A 25,195-nucleotide genomic window follows, 5' to 3' on the forward strand; every position below is an offset into this window, starting at 1 on the left:
GCTTCTAAATTTGTGTTTATGCAGAATATCCTTGTTACAGGTGGTGCTGGTTATATAGGTTCCCATACCGTGGTTGAACTCCATAATGCTGGTTATAACCCAATAATCGTAGATAATTTATCTAATTCTAGAAAGTCGGTTTTAACAGGGCTAAAGAATATCACTGGCAAAGATTTTACTTTTTATCAAATCGACTGTAATGATAAGGATGCATTTAGGCAAGTTTTTAAAGCACACGAGATTTCTGGCGTAATACATTTCGCTGCATATAAAGCGGTGGGTGAGTCTGTAGCTAAGCCTTTAGAATACTATGAAAATAATGTGGGTTCATTAATGACCCTTATTCGTTTGATGAAAGAGGAAGGTGTTGAAAAATTAATTTTCTCTTCATCTTGTACGGTTTATGGCCAGCCCGACCAACTGCCTGTAACGGAACAAAGCCCAAAGAAAACGGCAGAATCACCATATGGCAATACTAAACAGGTTTGTGAAGAAGTTATTGAAGACACTTCTATTTCAGACAAATCATTTAGAGCCATTGCCTTACGCTATTTTAATCCTGTAGGAGCACATCCTTCTTCGGAAATAGGAGAATTACCATTAGGAATTCCTAATAACTTGGTTCCCTTTATTACTCAAACAGCAGCAGGCTGGAGAGAGCAACTAACCGTTTTTGGAGATGATTACGATACTGAAGACGGTTCATGTGTTAGAGATTATATCCACGTAGTTGATTTAGCTAAAGCCCATGTTAAAAGCTTAGAATACCTAACCAAACACGCTAATTTGTCTTTCGACATTTTTAATATTGGAACAGGGAAAGGCAATACAGTTTTAGAAATTGTGAATACCTTCGAAGAAGTATCTGGAGTGAAGTTAAACTATAGAATAGGCGAAAGAAGAGGTGGAGATATAGAAAAAATTTACGCGGATGTGACTAAATCTTCTGAAACCTTAGGTTGGAAGACTGAGAAATCGTTGAAAGATTCGCTAACGGATTCTTGGAACTGGCAAAAAACGCTAAAGCAAGATGTTTGATATTTATCATTAAAATCAGACCCCTTACCTAATGGATTGGCACGTTCAACTAAATTCAATGAATACAACCCTTATTTATCAAACCTTTGTGAAAAATAATTAAGTAATGAAAATAGCAGTAGTAGGAACCGGCTATGTAGGCCTAGTAACAGGAACATGTTTTGCCGAAGTAGGTATTGATGTAACCTGTATTGACATTGATCAAAAGAAAATTGATGGCCTTAAAGAAGGTATAATGCCTATATACGAACCTGGCTTAGAAACCATGGTTAAAAAGAACTATGAAAAAGGGCGTTTGCATTTTTCAACCAATTTGGCAGAAAGCATTCAAGATTGTGAAACAGCATTTATTGCAGTAGGTACCCCTCCTGGAGAAGACGGAAGTGCTGACTTAAAATACGTTCTAGCTGTAGCCAAGTCGATTGGCGAAAATATGAACAATTACATGGTAGTGGTAACCAAAAGTACAGTGCCAGTAGGAACAGCGCAAAAAGTAAAGAAAGAGGTGGCAGCAGCCTTGAAAAAGAGAGGTGTCGACATTCCTTTTGATGTGGCCTCGAACCCTGAATTCTTAAAAGAAGGAGCAGCCATTGCCGATTTCTTAAAACCAGACCGAATCGTTGTGGGTGTAGAGTCTGAAAAAGCTGAAGAAATAATGAAAAAGCTTTATAAGCCTTTTCTACTTAATGGACACCCAACTATTTTCATGGATGTACCATCAGCAGAGATGACTAAATATGCTGCAAACTCAATGCTTGCTACAAAGATTAGCTTTATGAACGACATCGCCAACCTTTGTGAAATCATGGGAGCCGATGTAAACATGGTGCGTAAAGGCATTGGTAGTGATAACAGAATAGGAAATAAATTTATTTACCCTGGTGTTGGCTACGGTGGTTCATGTTTTCCTAAAGATGTAAAAGCTTTGATTAAAACCGCTGAAGATAATGGATATACCATGTCTGTTTTGAAAGCTGTTGAAGAAGTAAACGAACGTCAGAAATCAGTAATGGTAACCAAGGTGAAATCTCATTTTGGAAGCGACCTTAAAGGTAAAACCTTTGCCGTTTGGGGACTTTCTTTCAAACCAAAAACAGACGACATGAGAGAAGCACCATCAATAGTAATCATCAATGCGCTATTAGAAATGGGAGCCAAAGTGAAAGCATACGACCCAATTGCAATGGAAGAAGCTAAGCACGACTTAAAAGACACCATTACTTATGCAAAAGATGAGTATGATACACTTATCGATGTAGACGCACTTCTTTTGGTTACGGAATGGCCAGAATTTAGAATTCCAAACTTTGATGTTGTTGGAAGACTAATGAAATCAAAAGTAATTTTTGATGGAAGAAATATTTACGACAAGCAGGAGGTTAAAAACCTTGGTTTCGATTACTACGGTATAGGCATTTAATTATGAAAAGAGTTTTAATTACAGGCGCAGCAGGATTTTTAGGTTCTCATTTGTGTGATCGCTTTATAAAAGAAGGATACCACGTTATTGGTATGGATAACCTTATAACGGGTCACTTATCCAATATTGAGCACCTAATGCCTTTAGAACAGTTTGAATTTCATCATCATGATGTTTCAAAGTTTGTGCATGTAGCTGGAAAACTCGATTACATACTTCATTTTGCATCACCAGCAAGCCCCATTGATTACCTAAAGATCCCCATTCAAACACTTAAAGTGGGATCTTTAGGCACTCATAACCTATTAGGTTTGGCACTAAACAAGGGGGCTAGAATGCTTATCGCATCTACTTCTGAAGTATACGGAGACCCAATGGTTCACCCTCAAACTGAGGAGTATTACGGTAACGTAAACCCAGTAGGACCAAGAGGGGTTTACGATGAAGCTAAAAGGTTTCAAGAGGCCATGACAATGGCTTACCATACCTATCACAAACTCGAAACTCGAATAGTAAGAATTTTCAATACCTACGGGCCAAGAATGAGACTCAATGATGGTCGCGTTTTACCTGCATTTATTGGCCAAGCATTACGAGGTGAGGATTTAACTGTTTTTGGAGACGGTTCACAAACAAGATCGTTCTGTTATGTTGATGACTTAGTGGAAGGTATTTATCGTCTTCTACTATCAGATTATGCGCAACCAGTCAATATTGGTAACCCTGATGAAATTACTATTTCTCAATTTGCTGAAGAAATTATCAAACTAACGGGCACTCAACAGAAAGTCATTTACAAGCCATTGCCAAAAGATGACCCTATGCAAAGACAACCCAACATTGATAAAGCCAAGGAAATACTTGGCTGGGAACCAAAAATATCGCGTGCCGAAGGTTTAAAAATAACCTACGATTACTTCAAGTCTCTGCCAGAAGAAAAGCTGTTCGACAAGGATCATAAAAATTTCGAACATTATATTAAATAAGGTTACAACTTAAATGAATAGATTAGTGTCTCAATTATATGCTATTGAGAAAACTACCAATTCTATTGTCTTTATTTTTTGGCCAAGAATTATTCGGATTCCAAATCCCTAGTGATTCGATTCAAAAAACGCACAGGCTCAAATTAAGCCAGGGTATAATTACGGCTTCAGATGAGCGTGTGCCTTTTTGGATGGAAGGTAATAATAGCAACCGCTTTAATAAAAACGAGGCAAACTTTATATACAGTAGGCTTCTATTAAATAAAAATGCCAATAAAAGTGGAAACCTAGATTATTTCTATGGAATTGAATGGCAAGGCACCGTATCGAATAATTTCCACGGAAGTTTTATTCAAAATTATATCGGAGTTAGCTATTCTCGCTTTCTTTTTACCTTAGGGCAAAAAGAAGAATTTATGGGTTACAATTCCACCTTAGGGTTCGGAAACCTTGTAAATGGAAATAATGCTCGACCAATTCCAAAACTTTCTATTCAAACTCAAGACTGGTTTCCTCTATTTAAATCATTTGTTAGTATAAAGGCATATATGGCTCATGGCTGGTTAGAAGCCAATAGATATCAAAGTAATTCCTTTCTTCATCAGAAGTACCTTCATTTTAAGTTCCATCCTAAAAATGTTCCTGTTGAATTCAATTTTGGAATAACACATAATACCCAATGGGGAGGCAGCAACGGTAGTTTTAAACAACCAACAGGAATTAAAGACTTCATGCGAATCATGATTGCAAGTAAAGGAGGAGAAGGAGCTTTACAAACAGATAAACTCAATGCTCTTGGGAATCATTTAGGAACTTGGGATTTACAAATAAAAGCAGCCATTGGTGAAAATTGGCGTGTAACCAATTACATTCAGTGGTTATGGGAAGATGGCTCTGGATTAAAGCCAAAAAACTGGAACGCTGGGGTATATGGTTTTTCGTTAAGCCAGATTAACAAATCGGGTATTGTCAATCAACTAGGGGCTGAAATTGTAAATACCACTAACCAAGGCGGCTCTCTTGACGGCATTGGTTCTGGACCGGACAACTTCCTTAATAATGGCGTTTACCGTAATGGATGGACCTATAACAATCAAGTTATTGGAAGCCCAATTTTTCTAATTCTCAATCCAGAAAATACCCAAGGCAATACAATAAATAATGTAATCACTGGCCTCAGCTTATATTCACGGGGTCACATTCAAAACATACAATATTCACTGTCCTTTAGGCAGTTCGTAAACACGGGAACAAAGTTCGAGCCTCTTCCGGAACCAATAGAGCACAACTCTATCGCGCTAAATACTGGAATTAATATTAAGAATAATAAGCTCTTAGTTGGCTCCGAATATAACTGGGGAAACTACTCTTCCAAGAATTGGGGCTTCAAGGTTGAGTTTCAAAAAGAGATTGTTTTAAAGAGGTAACCTGAGTAGAATAGTAAAGTCGGCCTAATAAGCTAGCTTTTGACCTTTCATTAAGGCGTATACGGTAAGAAATATAATCTTAACATCTAAAACGAAAGACCAGTTCTGCAGGTAAAAACGATCTAATCGGACACGAGAACTCATTTGATAATAGTCTGTGATTTCACCTCTATAACCCATCGCCTGAGCAAGCCCAGTTACCCCTGGCTTATAAGCATGCCGTTTCGCATACTTCTCTACTTTAGATTCGTATGTTTTATTTAAAGACAACGGATGAGGACGTGGACCTACAATAGACATATTACCAATTAGAACATTGAAAAACTGAGGAAATTCGTCCAAACTCGTTTTTCTAAGAAATGCACCAAACTTAGTCACTCTTGGGTCATTCTTACTGGCCCAAGTAAAATCGGCTTCACTATTTTCAATCATTGTTCTAAACTTGTAACAATAAAAAGGGGCATTCCCTTTCCCATGTCTTAGCTGCTTAAACAATATTGGTCCTTTTGATTCTATTTTTATAATCAAGCCGAATAGAGGGTACATCCAGCTAAGTAAAAATACAACCACGATAGCCGCAAAAACCAAATCGAAGGCTCTCTTCACAAAAGTATTCACTTTCGCGTCTAGCGGTAAATTGTTTACATCAATTACAGGGATTGCGTCATACCTACGTAACACAAAATTCTTAATTGCCTCGGTCTTAAACTCTGGTAAAAGCTTTACCCGCTTTAAGCTATTCTCCCCTATTTCAATGGCTCTTTCAAGCACATACTTTGGAGCTCTCTCGCTAACATATATGTGATCGACCTTATCTAAATCGGCTTTTATAAAATCGCTGAAACTACCTAAATAAGGATGAGTCCCACTATCACTACCTTGATCACCATAAAAACCAAGACACCTAATCCCATAGTGACTTTTCTTTTTTAGGGTGTCAAATAATTTAGATCCCAAATCGTCATTACCGAGTATTATTGCATACCTAATATTACCGCCAAACTCTCTATACTTATCTAATACAAGGTGTACCGAAACCCTATATATGGTTAACCAAAGAAATAGAAGCAGAACCAAAGCAGTTAAAAAATGTCGCTCCAGTGATTGGGCTTCTGAGAATACCCAAACTATAGAAATTACCGATATAAAAATAAAAACACTAAAGAAGGCTTTCTTAAAAGTATTATAGTAGCTAACGGCTCTACCAATTTTATAATCTTTATTCAGGTAAGAAATAAGAGGCCAAACAGCTAAATAGATAGAAAGAAGCAATAAATAGGACTTCTCTAAAACCATTTTACCTTCGGCAATGTAAATGGAAATAAAGAAGATGACTGTCAGAACAATCATCTCTCCTATAACGAATAAATAAGGAAAGTATTTATTAAACCTTTTTCCCACCTCCTGAATCTTGAAAATTTTAATTAAACCATAAAAACTATGCCGAGACAAAGATATTAAAACAAGTCAAATCTTTTGCCAGAACTTTCTCGAATTAATAATTTGACAATCTATATGACAATGACAGTTCAAAACCAGAGGCATTATACAACTGGCCAAAATCGCTCGCAAGCCTAATATTTAATGATAAAGGCTCTACATTAAACGCTTTGTTATAATTAACTTCAACTGAAGTATACCATTGTTTTCTTGCTGGTCGAAAAACGTACTCAAAATTAGGGTCTCGATCAATCCCCCCCCAGTTAAACCTACCCTCATATAGACCGGCATAAGTACCAAAGTTTTTTGAGTATGTAAATAACCCTTTATAGGTAATTTTGGAGTTAAAATTACCCTCTAACCCAAGGTGAAATGCCGTTAATCTATTATTCGCGATGGCTACCCCATAATCAGGGTAAGGAGCCAGAAAATTAAGTGTATGCTGATAAGTCAAAATCAATGGGTTTCCGATCACCTGATCATGGTAAGTCCAACCCGAACGATAGAGATAGTTATTATAGATATCATCTCTTTCGCCAAACTCATTGCCCCTATTGTCTTCTTCTGTCTGAATATCATCCGTAGGATCTGGCAAGCCACGTCCGCTTTGCCATTTTGTTCTTACAACCTCCACATAAAATTTATTCACCAAGTATTCATCATTCGGCAAATCCCACTCCAACCCAATTAAAAAATCTTTTAAACTTATAAACTGAATGCTGCCAGCGTCTTCGAAGGGTTTTTGATAATTCAAGGTTAAGACATGATCGCCTAGCCGTTTTCTAAAGGTGAATTCTGTTAAACCAAGGTGATTACCGATTGCATTTCCCTCACCGGCACTACTGCCATCGGGGTTATGAATCCCTCTACCCATAAACACCCGAAAATAGTCATTCAAACTACTAGGCTGCTTATCTCCTTGAGGTGAAATGCCACCATATTGAGCAAAATGAACAATACCCGATGAAATTTGTAGACCAATCAAATCGTCTAAATCCGCCATCCCATAAAAGGTTTTTCCATGAAGCAATGCCTTTGAAATGTATCGATCTTCTTCCATCCAACTCTGCCTCAAAGAGCCTCTAAACTTCAAGTAACCATGGGTAAAAGGAACAGACTTATATTCGTTCAAACTAAGCTCAATCATTGGAAGTGGTAATGCATTCTCGCTCATGGCTAAAGAGCCAGAAGAAAGCCCAGAGTCCAACCCACCATAAATTCTCTTGGCTCTTCCTGCAGTAAATTCCCAATCCTTGAATTTAGCCCCAACATAAAATTCAGAGAACCTATCGTTACGAAATCCCAAACCAGACAAGAATCTCCAGTTTCTGTTCAAAGATTTTTCATACTCAACATCCCCTTTTAGAAAAACTGGTGCATCACCATCAACTTCTCCATATTGATTATTGACAAGGTAAAATGGTGCAAAGCTCTTAGAAGAAAGAAGGGTGCCCAATTGAAATGAGACACTCACTGAATCAGATTGAGAAACTAAGTTCTGATTAAATAGAACTATAAAAATGCATGACAAAAACAATCTATTCATCATTAGTAAGTATCAGTTTAGTAGCCCTAGCTTTAAATTAATGGACAAATTAATTAATAAGTCTGTTCTATTTGAAACTAGACACATCCAAATAACCAATTTATGATTCAATTGTATCTCTATTTGCTTAGTTTTGAAAAATTATCCACGAATACGAAGGTGCATGAAAAACACATTTAGTCTACTTTTTATTCTCAATATTATTGCACTAACTAGTTGTACCAATGGTCAACCAGAAGAAACTCTAGTTTATTCAAATAATTTCGAAGGTAGTAGTTTAGTGCAAAAAGAATTTGGTTCTATCAACTATGCATATAATACCTCCGAAAAATGGTTTAAATTCGATGGTAATACAGTTCTAGGTCGCTTTGGCCTTGGCGGTATAGTCATTGAGTTAAAGAATTTACCCACTCACGATTATTTTATTGTCGAGTATGATTTCTATGTCCATGACAACTGGGAGGGAAATGGCCTAAGAGGAAACGGAGAGGATGTTTTAATTTTCAACGTAGACAACACATCAATCTATTTTTCTTCCATTATAAATTCTAAATGTATTGATCAGAACTGTGATACAGTTCAGAGTTTTCCAGATGTAATCAAATCTAGAACCAACCCTGAAAATGCCAATGTCGCCAACCCAAACTTACCTGGTGTGTGCTATTGGAAAGGTGAAATAGGAGGAAGTAAAAAATTTCATATTAAAGAATTAATACCTCATTCTAGTGTCTCATCTAACATTACGATTGGAGCAGATATAAAAGATGCAGGTTCAGATCTTTGTTTTAAAAGTTGGTCAGTGGATAACATAAAAGTAACTACCGTGAGAGTCATTGACTTGTAACTATAACCCATTCTTGCAATTGAAAACTTATATTATTGTTCCTATATTATTTCTTGCTTTTTGTACTCAACTCAAAGCCCAGTCATCTTTGCCATTAAGTTTTGATGCAATCAATGAATATCACAGAAGAAATCAGCTACTTGGTCAGTTTGATAGTACCGTATCATTTTTAAAACTGCCATTATACTCTGAAAGTTTTTCAAAACCCTTGTTCGGTTTAAATGAAGAAACGAGACCTACTGGTTTTCAAAAAAACAAGTGGATGGATGTACAATTACTTCCTGTTTTATCTAAATCTGTCTATAACCAGAAACAACCCTATGGATGGAATAATGGAAGTATCCTTCCAGCAAGTGGCTATCAGCAAATGATTAGTGCTGGTTTTTCGGCCAAAGTAGGCCCATTAAAAATTCAACTTTATCCTGAATATCTATATGCCCAGAATAAGGAGTACGATGGTTTTCCATTAGAAGCCTACGACCTTATTTGGTATAATTATTACAGAAGTCAACTTAATTATATTGACACTCCAGAGAGGTTTGGTGAAAAAAGCATCAACGAGGTTTTGTGGGGGCAAAGCTCTATAAAATTAGAATTTGGACCTGTTGCTTTTGGCTTATCTAATGAAAACATTCAGTGGGGGCCTGGTAAAAGAAATTCATTGGTGATGTCTAACAATGCCCGCGGGTTCAAACACCTCACATTTAATTCAAGCAGGCCAGTTAAAACTCCAATCGGATCATTTGAGTGGCAACTGATAGGCGCAAAACTTGAAAATTCTGGATACACTCCTCCAAGACCCTTTTTTACATATAATGGTAGATTCATCAGAAACCCTAAAAATCCTGATTGGAGGTATATGTCAGGTCTAATGCTTGGTTATCAGCCAAAGTGGATTCCAGGTTTATCACTGGGGCTCACTAGAGTTGTTCAGCAGTATAGTGAAACAGCAAAACAAAATAATGACTATCTAGCTGCATTAGGGTCTGTGTTCAGAAAAAATGATAAGATTGATGACATTGTTAGAGATCAGCTTGCCTCAATATTTTTAAGATATTTTTGGACCTCAACTAAAAGTGAGTTTTATTTTGAATTTGCACGAAACGATGCTTCATGGAATTTTAGAGACTTTTTTTTAGAACCTGGCCATGCTGCTGGATTTATGTTCGGCTTTAATAAGTTATTCCCATATAAGAGAAAATCCGATGAATTTATCGAAGCAAACCTCGAATGGACAATTCTTCAACAAAGTGCAAATCGAATTATACGTAATGCAAGTACTTTTTATATCCATAGCAGGGTAAGGCAGGGCTACACCAATTACGGTGAAGTAATGGGAGCTGGAATAGGCCCAAGTGGAAATTCTCAAACATTTAATGTGAATTGGGTACAGGGAATCAATAAAATAGGTCTACAATTAGAACGATATGTTCATAACAACGACTTGTATATTGATTTATTTACAATAACTCAAGACCCAAGGCGACACTGGATCGACATCAGTGCTTTTGCTAAAGCAACTTGGCAGTTTGACGATCTTATTATCGATGGAAAACTAGGAGTTATAAAATCATTGAACTATCAATATCAAATACTGGATCAACTGAGGACACCTCAATTTTTCATTCCAGGAAAAGATGTGATTAACGTTTCTGCTGGTTTGGATTTGATCTACATATTCTAATGTCAATCAAAAGGAATTACGGTTATAATCTGTTCAATTCATTTTTGAACATTGCATTCCCCATATTCACATTCCCATACGCTGCAAGAATATTATCCCCTGACGGCATAGGCCAAACTCAATTTATATTTTCTTACGCTCAATATTTTGCCCTTTTGGCAGCTTTTGGCATACCCATTTATGGAGTTAAAGTAATAAGTGAAGCTAGGGATAATCAAGCCAAACTGAATAAGGCTACTACGGAGTTATTACTGATTTCTACCGTGAATATGATAATTGTTCTTGCTATTTATATCTCTTCAATAACGATAATTGGTCAGTTTAGAGAAAATCAAGCCGATTATTTGCTGGCTGGTTTACTCATTGTTATGAGTGTCTTTAATGTAGATTGGTTCTTTAGTGGCAGAGAGCAATTTAAAATAATAGCAATTCGGTCTGGGTTAATTAAAACGGTTGCATTTTTACTCTTATTCATAACAGTTAGAAATTCTGATGATATAACTGCATACCTCTTTTTCTTAGTATTCTTATACATTGGAAACTACGGGCTGAACTTCTTTTTCTTATTCCGTTATGTCAAGCTGGATTTTAGAGAAATAATACCTAAAAAACACCTTCGCCCTCTTGTATTAATTCTCAGCATGACCATAGCGACAACTATTTACACTACATTAGATAGTGTTTTACTTGGGTTCTTGAGCAACACTACGGAAGTGGGATATTATACTGCAGCAGTAAAGTTATCTAAAGTCTCAATTCCTATTTTAACCAGCCTTGGCATAGTTGCTCTGCCAAAGATTACGGGCATGATTCAATCTAACAATCAGTTGGCACAACAGTCCTTATACGAAAAATCTTTTTCCTTTATCAGTTTTTTAGCCATTCCAATGTGTCTTGGTATTTACCTATTGAGGAAAGAAACAATTCTTCTTTTTTCTGGTGAAGAATTCATACCGGCAGCACCAGATGTAGCAGCGTTAGCGTTTCTTCCGTTGTTTATTGGTTTCGGCCATTTTGCGGCATTTCAGGTTTTACTCCCGCTTAACCAAAACAAAAGCCTCTTTATCTCTACTGCTGTGGGTATGTGTCTTTTCTTTGGTCTCTGTTTCCTTCTAGTACCTAAGAGCGGTAGTACTGGTGCGGCAATTTCCAATACAGTAACAGAACTAATCGTTACAGTTTGTTATTTCATGTTCTTTCCAAAGTATATTTTACTAAGCCTACCTTGGAAAAAATTGATAACCGCAGGCTTGGCGGTACTACCGTTCATTCCCATTGTTCTTTTTTTACAGAGTCAGTTAAAGCACAGCTTGACAATTATTATTTTGGCAATTTCAATGTGCTCTCTGGTATATGTGTTAATACAGTATTACATATTTAAGGAGAAGCTTATCATTGACTCACTCACCTTCTTAAGAAATGGGAAAAAAAAATAGTGATATACGCGTAATCATGATTACCTATAACGGTTCAGAATTTATTCAGAACCAGCTCAATAGTATTGCTAATCAAAAAAATATTGAGTCAATTGAAATTTATGATGATTGTTCAGAACAACACTTTCAACAAGAGTTGAAAATTCTATCTGAAAGTGTTCATGCACCAATCAATCTACACTTTAATGAAAAAAACATTGGAGTTGTTTCTAATGTAAAAAACGCGTTGAATGAAAACTTAGATGCGGACTTAATTGCCCTTAGTGATCAGGATGATATTTGGCACCCAGAAAAAATTCAAAGCTTTAAATCAGAATTGACGTCATTAACTAGTTCCGCTGAAATCCCTATTTTAGTTTACAGCGACATGAGGGTTATTGATAAAGAAAACAATGTTATTAACCCTTCTTTCTGGTCGCAGTTCGGGTATGAAAAGTTTGAGCACACGCTTCATTCTTTGCTCTTTGGTAATTTCGTGACAGGTGCCGCTTCAGCGTTTAATCCTGCTCTAGCTAAATACTTAGCGAGCATGCCTCCAAATATCAAAAGTTACCATGACCACTGGTTAGCCATAGCTGCCTTTACTTTTGGTAAAACAAAGAGAATAGACAAATCCTATAATGATTACAGGATTCATGGAAACAATCAGGCATTCTATTCGACAAGGAAACGTAGCCTTATCGACAGACGGTTACAAAACGTTAAAGACATTTTTAATCCTGAGCTTCATATGAAAAATCAATTTGAAATTGCGGAGGCCTTTTATGATATTCATAAGGACTTAATGGAGTCAGACAAAAAAGATATCTTTGATCAATTTTTAAGGAGTCGAAGCTTAAATTACTTCAAGCAAAAGCTATATAGAAGACGGCTGTTTGAAGAACTCCGTATTAAGTAAGAAATATATGGCTAGTCTAATCTCTGCTCTTTCGAAAATCAACTTTAAAACGTTACTAGTAAACTTCAAGTATCTTCCATTCAGAGATGCAATCAAATTGCCCATATTTATTAGCCGGAAAGTTTATTTGATGGATTTAAAAGGATCCATTACGATTAAGGGTGAAATTGCGTCTGGTATGATAAGGATTGGTTATGGTGAGATTGGTATATTTGACAGAAAAAATTCAAGAAGTATATTAGAACTAAAGGGTAAACTAGTTTTTGAAAATAGCGCTAAATTCGGTCAGGCATGTAAAATTAGTGTGGGTGAAAGGGCTACACTAACTATTGGCGACAACCTTCTAGTAACTGCCGAGTCTTCCATAGCATGTCATAAAAAAATAACCATTGGCCACGACTGTTTAATCTCTTGGGAAGTACAAATTATGGATACAGACTTCCATAAAATCAAAGATAAAACAGGGCTTATCACCAACCCCGACAAAGAAATAAAAATTGGAAATAGGGTATGGATAGGTTCACGCTGCACGATACTCAAAGGAAGCGAAATCCCTGAAGGCTGCGTAATCGCAACCAATTCATTAACTAACAAAAAGTTTAAGGTCTCTAGTAGTATAATTGGAGGTAATCCAGCAAAGGAAATAGCTTCAGATATTGAATGGGAAGCCTGATATTTGAAATATCAATTAAATAAATCATGACTGAAATTAATAAAGACAACGGTCTACCTTTTATTTCTTCATTTCAAGTTAATACCGATTTGGTTTGGCAAATGTCACGATCCGAGAAGTATGCGTTAATTGGATTACTTGAACACTTAAAACCCAATTGTTCTGTAGAAATAGGTACTTTTCAAGGTGGTAGTTTACAAGTAATTAGTGAATTCTCTGAGAAAGTTTACTCTATAGACATTAGTCCAGAACCCAAGAGAACGCTTCAGCCTTTGTTTGATAATGTAGAATTCATTGTTGATCAGTCTGTAAATGTACTTCATGATCTATTTAAAAAGATTGAGGAAGCGGGTGAAAAACTAAACTTCGTTTTGGTGGATGGAGATCACTCAAGAAAAGGAGTGCACGATGATTTAAAGATGATTCTCGATTACCCTCATAAGAATGACTTAGTCATACTTATGCATGACAGTTATAACCCACAGTGCCGTAAGGGAATGAAGGACATTGACTATTCTAGTTATGACAACATTGAATATGTAGAATTGGATTATATAACAGGCTCATTTTGGCACAATGGGAATAATAGAGAAATGTGGGGTGGGTTAGCTTTAATAAAAGTAGGTGGAAATCAGAATACCCCAGCTGGGGTAAACGAATCAGCACGTAATTCTTTTAAAGTGGCACAACTACATTCTATTCACATCATAAAAGATAAGCTTAGATTTTTATCGCCTATTAAAAAACGTATTTACAAACAATTGAAAATGAGGCACAAGGCGGACAAATACTTTGATTTCGAAAAGTAGAATTTAGCCAGCCTTCTTAGTTAAATCTTCAAATACTCTTATGTAATGATCCGTGATTGAATCCCAGTTATACTTTTCTGTGATCCCTTCTCTAGAAGTAGACTTCATTTTTTGAACCCGTTCAAATTCAGCATCTATTTTATCAACCAATTGTTGAACACTAATCTCATTCTTTTCAAAGTACTGACCATACTTTTCATTCTGAAGTACTTCTCTATTGAAAGGGGTATTTAATGCTATTATGGCTGAACCAAAGCTCAGGGCCTCTAGCATTGTTGGATTTGTTCCACCAAACTCATGACCATGCATGTAAACATATGCATTATGAAAAAGCTCAGCAACGGCATCACGATTCCTAACCAAACCAGTAAAAATAAGTCGGTCGTCAATTTGACTAAGGGCTTTCAACTTTGATGAGTATTCATCTTGATAGGGCACGTCTCCTACTATAACAAGCTTTCTTTTTGAATTACTCTTTCGAAATCCCTCAATCATTACTCCCCAGTTATTATCTGGAATAAACCTCCCAACAATTAAATAATAACCACCAGGTTCGAGTCCCCACTCTTCAATTAATTCTGGCGATTTAGAATATTTTATATTTCCTCCGTAGGCTATTACTTCAGAATCACGGTTAAACAACTCAAGATATATCCTACGCATTTCATCGGCATCGTTAATGATCACATCATACCACTTTGTTGCTTGCTTTGAAGCCCATTTAAAATAGCTTGCACCCAAACCCTTCCATTTAGGCCTAAGCCATTCCAAACCATCCACATTTATAGCAGTGGGCTTTCTAAACAGACGGCTGATTAAGCCAAATGGACCATTGGCGGAGTTCACAACAAAAACCACATCTGTTTTACTCAAACAGGCGTGGGTCATAGAGAAAAAAGAATGAATTAACTGGCTCAGCGACTTAGTTTCTATTGTTGGTACATAAACCAACTTTACTCCATTCACTTCCTTTGGCCTATCTTTAAAAAGGTTACGATGACAATAAACAGTTACTTCTACATTTTTTTTTACCAGTCTTTCGACAAGCTCTTTAATAAATGTTTCGTACCCACTGTATACATATGGATAACCTCTGGTGCCTATAATTGATACTCTCAATTTAAATACTGTTTAAATAACTGCTGAATATTATGAGTGTATGATTGAACAGAGAAATCCTTATTAACTCGATCAAAAGCTCCCTTACTCATTTCCTCTCTTAGATCAGGGGATTTAATATATTCTCTTAGATATATCAAAAACTCATCAGGATCATTAGGAGCAGATACTATAAACCCCGACCTCTTGTGCTCTATCATCTCCGTACTTCCACCATGGCCATTAACAATTATTGCTTTTTTAGTCGCCATAGCCTCCAATACAGTTGTTGGCAAGGGATCTGGTTGTGTACTTGGCAAGATAAATACATCGAATGAAGCAAGATAATCTTTAACGTTATCTGAAAATTCATGTATAAAGAATCTATCATCTGGTAAGGATGCAGCTTCCTTTCTAAATGAATCCATTAAGTTCTCCATACCTTGGAATGGACTTCCCAAAGCAATAAAATAAACATTATCGAATTCCAGAAATGCCTTTTTTGCTATATTCAAAAACAAATCTTGGCCTTTCCAATGACTTACTCTGGCTATCATACCAACTAGAATATCATTCTCATTTAGCCCTAATCCCTCTCTTAGCTGTCTTCCATCTCCGCCAAGATATCCATCAATTTCTAAACCATTATTAATTACTAAAGCCTTCTTTATTATTGATGGTTGATCAAGAAAAATATGATCCAATGTGCTCCTACTGACAGCCACAATCTTATCACTCATATTTGCTAGGCAATAATGAATCAACTTTCTTAAAAAAACTGGGCTAGTAAGGATTTCTCTAACATGCCAAATATGAGAAACTCCTAACAACTTAGACACCACTCCACCAATCAATATAGTGCTAGTGTTACTATGGATTAACCGAATTTTGTTTCTCCGTACAATGCCTAATACTCTAAAAAAAGCATAACTAAAGGACCAAATAAAAGCAAAGACACCAATCAGATTAAAATACTTTCTTCTTAACACCCCGAGGCTAAAAACATAAACTATAACACCCTTTTTACGAAGTAATCCGACCAAAGGCCCCTGATACGGAAGGCAAACAAATACACTATGTCCTAATTCTAAAACAGCGTCAATCGTTCTTATCAAACTGCGATCAGAACCATACAAATCGCTACTTGAGTGCAAAAATAAAACTGTGGCCATGAATTATTTTCTTTGTTTAATTAATCTAGCAGGATTACCAGCTACGATTGAAAATGGTAAAACGTCATTGGTTACTACACTCCCCGCAGCAACTATAGATCCTTGACCAATAGTTACTCCGGCAAGAATAATACTATTAGCAGCAATCCAACAATCATCCTCAATTCTTACAAAATGCCTAGTCACACCTTGCTTTTTCATAGGCTGTTGTGTTGATGAAAAATTATGATTTTCAGCATATATGCTGACCCGAGGAGATATCATAACATTCTTGCCTATTTCTATAAATCCAGAGCATCCAATATAAGAGTATGGGCCAATATTAGAATCATCTCCAATAACAAGTCCCTCGCCCGGCTCACCACCATATTCATTTGTTGCTCTAATTAATGCGAACTTTCCGATCGTCACATTATTACCAAACTTTAGGCCTCGTAAAGACTTACCGTTTACTTCACAACCATCCTCAGCAACAAAATTTCGTCCAGCGGATATGTATGATCTATTTATTATTCTTGTATGTCTACCAATAAAAGAAAGGCCTCTCCTCTCTCGGAAAAAAAGAGAAACCACCCTACCTCTGAGACACCTAACAAACAGACGAACTAGGGACCAAATGGTATCATTAATTCCCCAATTTTCCCCATATCTCCCAGAAGCATCCATCTTAACATATTTAAACAAATAGTTTAGCATTGATTCAAAGTGTCAAAATTGGGTAATATTACTTTTTTAGTTCTAAAGAAATTTCTTCAATTGCATCCTCCAAGTCTTTGAAGAAATTGTCTCGCGTGAATTTTTTTAGCCTCATCCTACCATTATGGATTAGCAAGTTTCTCAAAGAAACATCCTGACAAAGTCTTTCCATCTTTAATTTTAGATCTAATCTATCCGATGAGTTAAACACTAATACTGCATCTCCACCTATCTCTTTCAAAGCACCCTTATCAGAAACAAGCACAGGTAGGTCTGCAGAAAATGACTCGACAATCGGAATACCAAAACCCTCATCAACTGAAGGAAACACATAAATCAATGCATTCCGATATAGCGATGCAAGGGTACTATCATTTACAAACCCAGTGATAAAAACGCTTTCATATATACCAAATTCCAATATCAATCGCCTTATTTCTAAAATTACGTTTTGATTTAAGCTTTCAGCAGTTGCTCCAGCAAGCACTAATTTGATATTTTCGAATTTACTATCTGATTTAACAAGATCATTAAAAGAAGCTATAAGCAAAGGAAGGTTTTTTCGCGGATCAAAGGTGCCAACATGTAGAATGTATTCTTTGCGATTCAACTGCATTTCTAATAGTTCAACCTTATGCTCATTTTTCGGTAAAAGTTTAGGGCTCTGATATACTACTTTCAAGATGGTTTTAATCGGTAAGAAATTGCCTAAATCATTCTTTGTGTATTCTGAAGTGGTAATTGCTCCAGCCTTTCCTCTCAGTCCCAGTTTAATCATTTGAACAAAATACCTTCTCCATAATGGATTGTAATTATTAGGAAATTTCCAGAAAAAGGCATCGTGTAGAACTATAACTTTTTTTGTTCGGAAACAGAAGAAGGGAGCAACGTAATCTGGTACTAGTAAAAGGTCCACCTTATAGTAGAGACAAAGTACGGGCAACACAAATTGCTTTCTTAAAAAATATTCTAAATGATGGAGAACACTTTTTATCCTATCTGGTTTTTCATTTAAGTAGATAGACCTTGAGACCTTATTTTTAGATGGTGTTATTATATATTTGAATTTTTTCTCACCCTGTGATTCAATTTCACCTAAAATCTGATTTATATAAGTCCCTATTCCGCCAACAGCCGTATTTAGATACCCTACGTCAACTAATACTCGTTTCATTAATTTATATCAAGGGCTAACACCTTTAAGGGTGGAGTTTGCATACCAGTGGCTAAAGGTAAAAAGATTCCAGAGGGCTTGAAAGCTAGAGACTCCATCTTTTAAGTATTGATTCTTCAATTTTTCTATTTCTGTCAAATCGAAAATCTTAAATTCACTTAAGTGTTGATTACTTATCGCATCAAAAAAAACATCTCTGAGTTCCCCCTTTTCATGTATCCAATTATGGATTGGTATTTCAAAACCCATTTTTGGCCTATCCATCATATTCTTAGGGAGGTATTTATGAGTGATCTGTTTCAATAACACTTTGCTCTGCAGTTGCTGATTTATTTTTAAGTTAGATGGCACAGAGGCCATAAATTCAAATATTCTATGATCCAAAAAAGGTTCTCTCCCCTCTATGGAATTGAACATTGTAGCCCTGTCAACCTTTTTTAAAATATCGCCTTCAAGATAGTTTATATAGTCAAAAGCTAACATTTGGTCTATAAGATCATCAATTTGAAATAAATTTGCTCTAATATCATCCTCGAAGAAGGACAGAGATGTTTCATTCACGAATTCAGGTTTGAAAAAGGGATGGACGAATTCTGTGGCCAGCTCATCACAAAACTGAGTTGCAGATTGACTCAATAAAGCTCTCTTAAGTTTCTCTATGCGAGAATGTCCGAGTTTTCTGCCCAATAGCATCGACCCTAAAGACTCTAAGTTTTTTGTTGAAACCCGAGATAAGTATTTTCTTCCCTGAATCGGAAACATCTTGAGCTTTTTGGAGAACTTCACTGAGCGGCCATATTTAATATACCCACCAAATATCTCATCTGCTCCATCCGCTGACAAAACAACTTTCACTTCATGTGAAGCGAGCCTGCTCACTAAAGTCGTAGGAATAGAAGAAATATCGCCTAAAGGTTCATCGTTAATATTTATCAATTCTAGTATTAGTGCCTTTGCATCGCTTGCCGTACACTTATATTGGGTATGTGGAATCTCTAAATATTCAGATACCCTTTTGGCAAACGGTCCCTCATCATAGGCCTTATCTTCAAATGAAATTGAAAACGATTTGAAGTCATGGCCTTGATGCTTAAGAAGTGCACAAAGTATACTGCTATCATATCCTCCACTCAGAAATACGCCTACGGGTACATCTGCTACCATTCGATAACTAAAAGCAGATTTTAAGATAGGTTCAAGCTCTTCTATATACTGGTTTGTTGAACTATAGATATTCTTCGGTTTCAGGAAGAACGATATTGGATCCCAATACTTAATTTGCTCAAACGTATTCGTGTTTAGGCAAAAGGAGATTAATGTTCCTGGCTCCATTTTGTTAATTTCCTTTACAAAACTTCTATTGCTATTTAAATATCCATAGCGCATGTGGAAAGGAATATTTGCTAGGTTAAGGCTAGCTTCGGTGCCTAATAGCTTCAAGATTGATTTCTGATCAGAACAAAATATCAATTTCCCCTCGGTATGATGATAATAAAGTGGCTTAACCCCAGATCTGTCTCGTACAAGAAATAACTTGTTATCCAAAGCATTCAGAATTGCTAAGGAAAACATTCCGATGAATTTTGAAATTGAGTGCACTCCCCACTCTTCAAAGGCATTTATTATTACTTCTGTATCGCAGTTGGTATTAAAAGAATGGCCAAGGTTGCGCAATTCTTCTCTTAGCTCACGGAAATTATAAATCTCACCATTAAAAACTATCGACCATTTTTTATTCTGACTCACAAATGGTTGCCTTGCGGCAACTGATAAATCAATAATAGATAATCTGCGATGCCCTAAATGTACCTTACAATTATTAAATGAGTAGGACTCTAAACCAAAATCATCGGGGCCTCTCCGAAACATTAAATCTCTTGCTACAACAACTTCCTCCACAGAAATTGTGTTTCTAAAATCAACTACTCCGATAATTCCACACATGGGGGGTAAAGATATATGAGCAGGCTGGTAGTTAATTGTCTTTTTCAAAAAAGAAACAAGAATTCATGAAATTAGCCATAAATTCCGTTCTCAAATGACACTGATAACTCACTTTATAATAATTTTTCTGGTGACAGAGGAATAGGAGTTGCTAAGGTTAATGATATAAACTCCGGTGGGTAAATTCCCAAGATCAACACACTCTTTTTCCGAATTCAAATCCAAACTTAGAATGGTTTGACCATGAATATCCGTTATAAGCAGTTTATACTTTTTAGCGATCGGCTGACTAATACAGAATTGACCGTCAGAAGGGTTCGGGTAAACATTAAACAAACGACCCTCTTTCTCATCTTCCAAGCCCAGAACAATTGAATCCACATTTTCTTGGCTATCAATACTACCCAGCCTAAAAAAACCATCATGAAAATATGAACGTCCATCACTAAAATTGTAAACAGGGTTTCCTCCATAGTACTGAATCATAAATTTAGTAGAACTAAGGGGGGTTACATGATGTCCCAATTCTGGCCCAACACTATTGTATAGGTATCGGTCAGAAACCGAAGTAGTGTTGTTTTCTTCAAGTTTTATTAACCTAGTATACCCAGGCCCTGTGTAACCAAAATTATAAATAATAACAAGGCTTTCTTCTGATAGAGCTGCTACATCTATATTTGTTATGGGCTGTCCAGAATTGTTAAAATCAGAAATAAATATTGGTGAAGAATAACTTATAGTTAAACCCTCAACAATGCCAATCTTCATGAAAGACTGTTTATCCAAATAATAAACCACGGCAAAGCGATTAGAGTCAATGGAGTATACATTTTGACTCATCACATAACAATCTTCACCTTCTTCACAAATTTTAAACTCATCCCCATAATAGGCATTCCCTTCACTTACCTCCGTAACAAAGCACCCAATTGATGATGACCCAAATCCTGTACAACTCACCACCTTTCTATTGCCAAGTTGAATAGGTAGATACACAGGGAATGCAGGAGAGGAAATATTTGTTAGCGAATGAATTTTACCATCAAGGGCCGTGCCCAATGCCAAATTTCCATCGTGATTAACTAAAACAGTATCTGACGAATATGGGCCTATGATATTAGTTCCGCAACCATTACAGGAGATTGGAAGTTCAGCTTGCTTCTCAATTAGGTTATAGTTGTTGATTTTAAAGAATGTACGCCCAACGGCAAATGTGGAATCCGTTAACGGTATAATAGACCCTGACCAGAAACCAGAAAGAGAATTTTCCTCTACATCGGCATCCAAGATAAAATTGTTGTCATCATCTATTAATACAACATAAGCTTTGAATTCTGGTTTATTTCGAATCTTTCTAAAAACAACTATCCTATTTTCACCTACTTTCTCTAGCTCAAAAAAATCATTAGATCCAGCATCAAACTTGAACTCATTACCAAGATATATTTGCTCTGAACTAGTTTGCCCTTGAGCACAAAACGAAGAAAAAATCAAAAGGAGAAATATCAAAAACCTCTCCTTTTGAAACCAATTGTTAATCATAATTTAAATGTAGTGGTATTAACTACTTTGTCAAAACCATCTTTATCGTTTTCTGAACCCCATTATGAATTATTTGACCTATATATATTCCGCTTTTATTAGTGGAAGCATCCCATTCTACAGTATGCATGCCAGCACTCTTGGTTTCGTTAACCAATACTATGACTAACCGGTTGTTTGTATCAAAAACCTGAACCTCAACCTTACCTTCCGATGGAACTCCATATGTAATGGAGGTAATTTCTTTGAAGGGATTAGGATAATTCTGACCAATTATAAGCTCTGTAGGTATTTCATTAGGTTTCAAATTAAAGAAACTATCTGCTGCTTTAAGTGGTGGACCTGGAGGCTCAGGATCCTCTTCCAATACATCACCAAATACATCTTTAATCTTCTGAAGATAATCGTAGCCCCAAGCAAATGTAGGCTCAATTACGGTACCCTCAGCATGTTCATTCCAGCAACACAGAATAACTGTATTATCTGTTGTACTTGGGTATGCATCTATCCATGACTTTGCAGTGCTCAATGCACCACTATATTGTGCTGGGGTACTATTAGCATTATCCCAAACGGAGCGTTTAAACTGATTAGCCTCAAGTCCTGCAAAGTTTTGATCCGCTGAATCTAAGTGGGAATCTAACCAGATATAAGAATTCCCAGTGCCATTCGGGCCTGCCACTGCCATATTAAAAGAGGATTTATTCCAGCCTTCCGTTACAGGCACTTGGTATTTTGTTGAGCTAGAACTTAGTGTTTGACCATTGGTGTTTAGATAATATTTATAGTTTTTATTGTAAGCTGACTTCATTCTATTATAGTTGTAAGTCCAATCAGGGACAACGCGAATGCCAGTATTTAATTTATAAAGATCACTATATTCATAACTTCTATAGTTATAAGAGGTTATCGCATCAAAACCTCCACTAATGGGGTCATCAATCATCCATGCCTTTCTAGCTCCTGAATAATCGTAGTTATCATTAATATTATACGGTTCAGAAACCATTGCTACAAAATATATATATTTCGAAGTTTTAGTATATAATAAACTATTAATTTGGCCTAAAAAATGAGCCATTCTCGTTGTTGTGCTTGAGTTGTGGCCGGTAAAGAAAGAATGACTGGCTACCCCAGAGTCATTCATAAAGTCATACAATGCTTGCCAATTGACGTAAAGTACGTTTTCTCCATTTTTTGTCTTGTACTTCCCCCCTGACATATTCATGTATTTCGCCATCTCAGTTAACATTTTATCCAGTCCTAACCCAGCCCCAAAAAAGCCATCAGCACCATTCGGGTTACCCCCAGTAACTGAGCCATCAGGGTTTTGATCTGGAGAAACTAGTTTTGTGAACTCTGCTGACCAATAGATAGCCAAGTCAAGCCCATGATCTTGAAAATTTGGATCTAACCAATTCCTCATTCCTGCATCCCAATATGTTCTCCATCTCAATGGATCCAAAGAACCAGACAAATAGTTAGGGTCGCCACATTCACAATAATTCCAAAACCAGTTATAAATAACAAAATCAATGTCATAAGACTTCATTAACTGTGCTTGTTTGCTAGTTACTTGTGGGGCATTTTCATTGTACCAATAAGCTGGGCTGTCATTGAAACCATAACCACTGTAGTCTGGGTTATCCGCATACCATATTGGCTTTGGAATCGAGGTTTGTGAATAATGATCCCAATTTCCAGTAATACCATTATTTATCAAATAGGAATCATAATCATCTATCATCTTCCAATGAGACCTTAAAATAGTCTGTTGGATATCTACGGTATTACCTCCAATATTCAACACCTGATTAGCGCCAGAAGCTTGTGCAAAATAGGGGTAAGGAATCCATGGTCCCGTCACATTAAATGGATCAGGTGCGGTATTATTTTGCCAAAAAGGCATATAAATTACTCCAATATCGTATTCTTGAGCATGTAAAGAATTTGAAAAAGAGCTAAAAGCAGCGAGTAAATAGATTAAAAAAAAATTATTTTTCATATCTATGTATTTATGTGATTAATAAATATATATACTTTTAACTAAAGCATAGCATTATTTACTTTTTTTTATTGAATACCCTACCATCCACCATGATAAATAAGCTACATAAAGATAAGTTTCTGCGTTGGCTGTCATTAAGGGTAGAAGAAAAGCAAATTTGAAAGTAGCCGCTACAAACGGGATGGCTCGTTCTGAAATAGTATTCCCCAATTTATATGCTTTGATTGAATAGTAAATTGAGCTAAAAATTAAACTAACATATAGTATCAAGAAAGGAACTCCCAACTGAACTCCGAAAATAATAAACTGATTTTCACCCCCAACTTTCAGTTCTTCGTTCACTCCGCCTGCATTGCCACTTGTGCCCAAACCAATTCCCAATGGATTGGATATAATACTCTCTATTCCTTCTAGCCACTCTACAACATGTCCTAGGCTTGATGAATCGGCCAAGCTAAATGTATCTATCACAAAATAGCGTAAATCATCTCCCGCAAAAATAAATATCGATGCAAAAAATAACACAACCATTAAGAACCCGTACAAGATGAGCCTATAGTAACCAAGAATAATCGCAATAAAGAAAATAATTAAAAATAAGCCCATAAGAGAAGAGCGAGAGTAGGCAAAAAGAAGAGAGCCAACTGAAATGAGAACCAAAACTCCATACTGATAACGCTTTGTTTTACTTTTACTATTGAGAAAAAGGAAAAAAGCCGCAGAAAAACTCATCAACATTGCAGAGGCTAGGCCCAATGGGTTCTCGAAAAAGGCAGCAAAACGTTTAGCTCCACTCTCTGCTCCAAAGGTATAAGTAAGTCCATGAACACCTGCAGGATCAATTCCATTGATGTCTTGATTTAGGTTTGCATAACCAATAAATGTTTGAAAATGAGTATCAATAGACTTTTCGAACAAGTTTAATATGAAAGCCAGAACAGTAACCGTCATAATTATTTTTAGAATACTCATGACCTGATAGGACTCCAACACCATTAGCCTTCCTAAAAAATACATTAAGCCAAGCATTAGAATATTCTTATAATACAGCAGTTTATTCAGGAATGAGACGCCTCCAATAGGTAGGAAGACATATAACAAGGCATACGCAAGTAATACTATAAATAAGTAGTCAGTGGCTTGTAATCGAATGGGGGTGGTGAAGACATTCTTTCTATATAGCAACCAAGACATCAATGTTATAAACACCATTATCTCTTTTAAATAAGTGATTAAACTCACCAACAAAGGAGACCCTGTTTGTTGGTAGGTTAATGCCTGAAGGGTGACATAAAAAGGGAGAAATACGCAAAGAAAATAAATGAGGAAATGTAGGTTCCCTTTAAAGAGAATTTGTTGA

At 36.3% G+C, this 25,195-nt stretch carries 20 protein-coding genes; 10 read left to right on the top strand and 10 right to left on the bottom strand.

The features are described from left to right. The first annotated feature begins 18 nt into the window (after positions 1-18). The 4 genes from galE (at position 19) to AWW67_RS06790 (ending at position 4,871) form a co-directional block, all read left to right on the top strand. Positions 19-1,038, top strand: a complete 1,020-nt coding sequence (gene galE / locus AWW67_RS06775) for a UDP-glucose 4-epimerase GalE (protein ID WP_062300799.1) — start codon at positions 19-21, stop codon at positions 1,036-1,038. A gap of 106 nt (positions 1,039-1,144) precedes the next feature. Then, positions 1,145-2,458, top strand: coding sequence for a UDP-glucose dehydrogenase family protein (locus AWW67_RS06780; protein ID WP_062300800.1), 1,314 nt, complete (start codon positions 1,145-1,147; stop codon positions 2,456-2,458). 2 nt (positions 2,459-2,460) lie between these two features. Continuing rightward, positions 2,461-3,444, top strand: a complete 984-nt coding sequence (locus tag AWW67_RS06785) for a UDP-glucuronic acid decarboxylase family protein (RefSeq protein WP_062300801.1) — start codon at positions 2,461-2,463, stop codon at positions 3,442-3,444. Positions 3,445-3,488: 44 nt separating this feature from the next. After that, entirely contained in the window at positions 3,489-4,871 is a 1,383-nt protein-coding gene (locus tag AWW67_RS06790) for a capsule assembly Wzi family protein (RefSeq protein ID WP_176700004.1), read from the top strand. 24 nt (positions 4,872-4,895) lie between these two features. On the opposite strand, the gene AWW67_RS06795 is transcribed toward AWW67_RS06790, so the two are convergent. Both AWW67_RS06795 and AWW67_RS06800 read right to left on the bottom strand, forming a co-directional pair. Continuing rightward, the gene (locus tag AWW67_RS06795; protein WP_071387088.1) at positions 4,896-6,272 is read right to left on the bottom strand and encodes an exopolysaccharide biosynthesis polyprenyl glycosylphosphotransferase; all 1,377 of its coding nucleotides are present in this window, start codon (positions 6,270-6,272) and stop codon (positions 4,896-4,898) included. Positions 6,273-6,366: 94 nt separating this feature from the next. Next, complete coding sequence (locus tag AWW67_RS06800) at positions 6,367-7,785, bottom strand: capsule assembly Wzi family protein (protein ID WP_176700005.1); 1,419 nt, start codon at positions 7,783-7,785, stop codon at positions 6,367-6,369. A 235-nt stretch (positions 7,786-8,020) separates the two neighbouring features. Between AWW67_RS06800 and AWW67_RS06805 the strand changes: the two genes are divergently transcribed. The 6 genes from AWW67_RS06805 to AWW67_RS06830 all read left to right on the top strand — a co-directional run bounded on the left by AWW67_RS06805 (position 8,021) and on the right by AWW67_RS06830 (position 14,201). Continuing rightward, entirely contained in the window at positions 8,021-8,701 is a 681-nt protein-coding gene (locus tag AWW67_RS06805) for a hypothetical protein (protein WP_062300805.1), read from the top strand. Between the two features lie 88 nt (positions 8,702-8,789). Next, entirely contained in the window at positions 8,790-10,385 is a 1,596-nt protein-coding gene (locus AWW67_RS06810; protein WP_141655394.1) for a capsule assembly Wzi family protein, read from the top strand. Then, positions 10,385-11,821, top strand: a complete 1,437-nt coding sequence (locus AWW67_RS06815) for a flippase (RefSeq protein WP_062300807.1) — start codon at positions 10,385-10,387, stop codon at positions 11,819-11,821. Before AWW67_RS06810 ends, AWW67_RS06815 begins: the two co-directional genes overlap by 1 nt. Then, positions 11,805-12,719 (top strand): glycosyltransferase, encoded by a 915-nt coding sequence (locus AWW67_RS06820; RefSeq protein WP_062300808.1) that lies wholly within the window; start codon positions 11,805-11,807, stop codon positions 12,717-12,719. Before AWW67_RS06815 ends, AWW67_RS06820 begins: the two co-directional genes overlap by 17 nt. Positions 12,720-12,726: 7 nt before the next feature. Continuing rightward, on the top strand, positions 12,727-13,392 hold the full coding sequence (locus tag AWW67_RS06825) for an acyltransferase (RefSeq protein WP_062300809.1): 666 nt from the start codon (positions 12,727-12,729) through the stop codon (positions 13,390-13,392). Between the two features lie 26 nt (positions 13,393-13,418). After that, positions 13,419-14,201: a class I SAM-dependent methyltransferase gene (locus AWW67_RS06830; RefSeq protein ID WP_062300810.1), complete on the top strand. Its 783-nt coding sequence runs from the start codon at positions 13,419-13,421 to the stop codon at positions 14,199-14,201. 3 nt (positions 14,202-14,204) lie between these two features. On the opposite strand, the gene AWW67_RS06835 is transcribed toward AWW67_RS06830, so the two are convergent. From AWW67_RS06835 to AWW67_RS06870, 8 genes are read right to left on the bottom strand one after another with little or no spacing between them, the layout of a single operon-like run. Beyond that, on the bottom strand, positions 14,205-15,320 hold the full coding sequence (locus tag AWW67_RS06835; protein WP_062300811.1) for a DUF1972 domain-containing protein: 1,116 nt from the start codon (positions 15,318-15,320) through the stop codon (positions 14,205-14,207). Next, positions 15,317-16,471, bottom strand: a complete 1,155-nt coding sequence (locus AWW67_RS06840; protein ID WP_082793995.1) for a glycosyltransferase family 4 protein — start codon at positions 16,469-16,471, stop codon at positions 15,317-15,319. The genes AWW67_RS06835 and AWW67_RS06840 overlap by 4 nt, the downstream gene beginning before the upstream one ends. A 3-nt stretch (positions 16,472-16,474) precedes the next feature. Beyond that, a complete protein-coding gene (locus AWW67_RS06845) occupies positions 16,475-17,137 on the bottom strand; it encodes an acyltransferase (protein ID WP_311316221.1) in 663 nt (220 codons plus the stop codon). Between the two features lie 58 nt (positions 17,138-17,195). Then, the gene (locus AWW67_RS06850) at positions 17,196-18,341 is read right to left on the bottom strand and encodes a glycosyltransferase family 4 protein (RefSeq protein ID WP_062300814.1); all 1,146 of its coding nucleotides are present in this window, start codon (positions 18,339-18,341) and stop codon (positions 17,196-17,198) included. A gap of 9 nt (positions 18,342-18,350) precedes the next feature. Beyond that, positions 18,351-20,333: an asparagine synthase (glutamine-hydrolyzing) gene (asnB, locus tag AWW67_RS06855; protein ID WP_141655395.1), complete on the bottom strand. Its 1,983-nt coding sequence runs from the start codon at positions 20,331-20,333 to the stop codon at positions 18,351-18,353. A gap of 60 nt (positions 20,334-20,393) precedes the next feature. Further along, positions 20,394-21,827, bottom strand: a complete 1,434-nt coding sequence (locus AWW67_RS06860; protein ID WP_062300816.1) for a T9SS type A sorting domain-containing protein — start codon at positions 21,825-21,827, stop codon at positions 20,394-20,396. Positions 21,828-21,849: 22 nt separating this feature from the next. Beyond that, on the bottom strand, positions 21,850-23,832 hold the full coding sequence (locus AWW67_RS06865; protein WP_062300817.1) for a T9SS type A sorting domain-containing protein: 1,983 nt from the start codon (positions 23,830-23,832) through the stop codon (positions 21,850-21,852). Between the two features lie 54 nt (positions 23,833-23,886). Next, the gene (locus tag AWW67_RS06870) at positions 23,887-25,029 is read right to left on the bottom strand and encodes an O-antigen ligase family protein (RefSeq protein WP_141655396.1); all 1,143 of its coding nucleotides are present in this window, start codon (positions 25,027-25,029) and stop codon (positions 23,887-23,889) included. Positions 25,030-25,195: the final 166 nt, after the last annotated feature.

It is taken from the genome of Roseivirga seohaensis, assembly GCF_001592945.1.
Taxonomy (GTDB): domain Bacteria; phylum Bacteroidota; class Bacteroidia; order Cytophagales; family Cyclobacteriaceae; genus Roseivirga; species Roseivirga seohaensis.

What these genes read in the sequence shown, in the direction of transcription:
- galE (WP_062300799.1), top strand. Translation starts at nt 19, where the DNA reads ATGCAGAATATCCTTGTTACAGGTGGTGCTGGTTATATAGGTTCCCAT.
- AWW67_RS06780 (WP_062300800.1), top strand. Translation starts at nt 1,145, where the DNA reads ATGAAAATAGCAGTAGTAGGAACCGGCTATGTAGGCCTAGTAACAGGA.
- AWW67_RS06785 (WP_062300801.1), top strand. Translation starts at nt 2,461, where the DNA reads ATGAAAAGAGTTTTAATTACAGGCGCAGCAGGATTTTTAGGTTCTCAT.
- AWW67_RS06805 (WP_062300805.1), top strand. Translation starts at nt 8,021, where the DNA reads ATGAAAAACACATTTAGTCTACTTTTTATTCTCAATATTATTGCACTA.
- AWW67_RS06815 (WP_062300807.1), top strand. Translation starts at nt 10,385, where the DNA reads ATGTCAATCAAAAGGAATTACGGTTATAATCTGTTCAATTCATTTTTG.
- AWW67_RS06820 (WP_062300808.1), top strand. Translation starts at nt 11,805, where the DNA reads ATGGGAAAAAAAAATAGTGATATACGCGTAATCATGATTACCTATAAC.
- AWW67_RS06825 (WP_062300809.1), top strand. Translation starts at nt 12,727, where the DNA reads ATGGCTAGTCTAATCTCTGCTCTTTCGAAAATCAACTTTAAAACGTTA.
- AWW67_RS06830 (WP_062300810.1), top strand. Translation starts at nt 13,419, where the DNA reads ATGACTGAAATTAATAAAGACAACGGTCTACCTTTTATTTCTTCATTT.
- AWW67_RS06840 (WP_082793995.1), bottom strand. Translation starts at nt 16,471, where the DNA reads ATGGCCACAGTTTTATTTTTGCACTCAAGTAGCGATTTGTATGGTTCT.
- AWW67_RS06845 (WP_311316221.1), bottom strand. Translation starts at nt 17,137, where the DNA reads ATGGATGCTTCTGGGAGATATGGGGAAAATTGGGGAATTAATGATACC.
- AWW67_RS06850 (WP_062300814.1), bottom strand. Translation starts at nt 18,341, where the DNA reads ATGAAACGAGTATTAGTTGACGTAGGGTATCTAAATACGGCTGTTGGC.
- AWW67_RS06860 (WP_062300816.1), bottom strand. Translation starts at nt 21,827, where the DNA reads ATGATTAACAATTGGTTTCAAAAGGAGAGGTTTTTGATATTTCTCCTT.
- AWW67_RS06865 (WP_062300817.1), bottom strand. Translation starts at nt 23,832, where the DNA reads ATGAAAAATAATTTTTTTTTAATCTATTTACTCGCTGCTTTTAGCTCT.
- AWW67_RS06870 (WP_141655396.1), bottom strand. Translation starts at nt 25,029, where the DNA reads ATGTCTTGGTTGCTATATAGAAAGAATGTCTTCACCACCCCCATTCGA.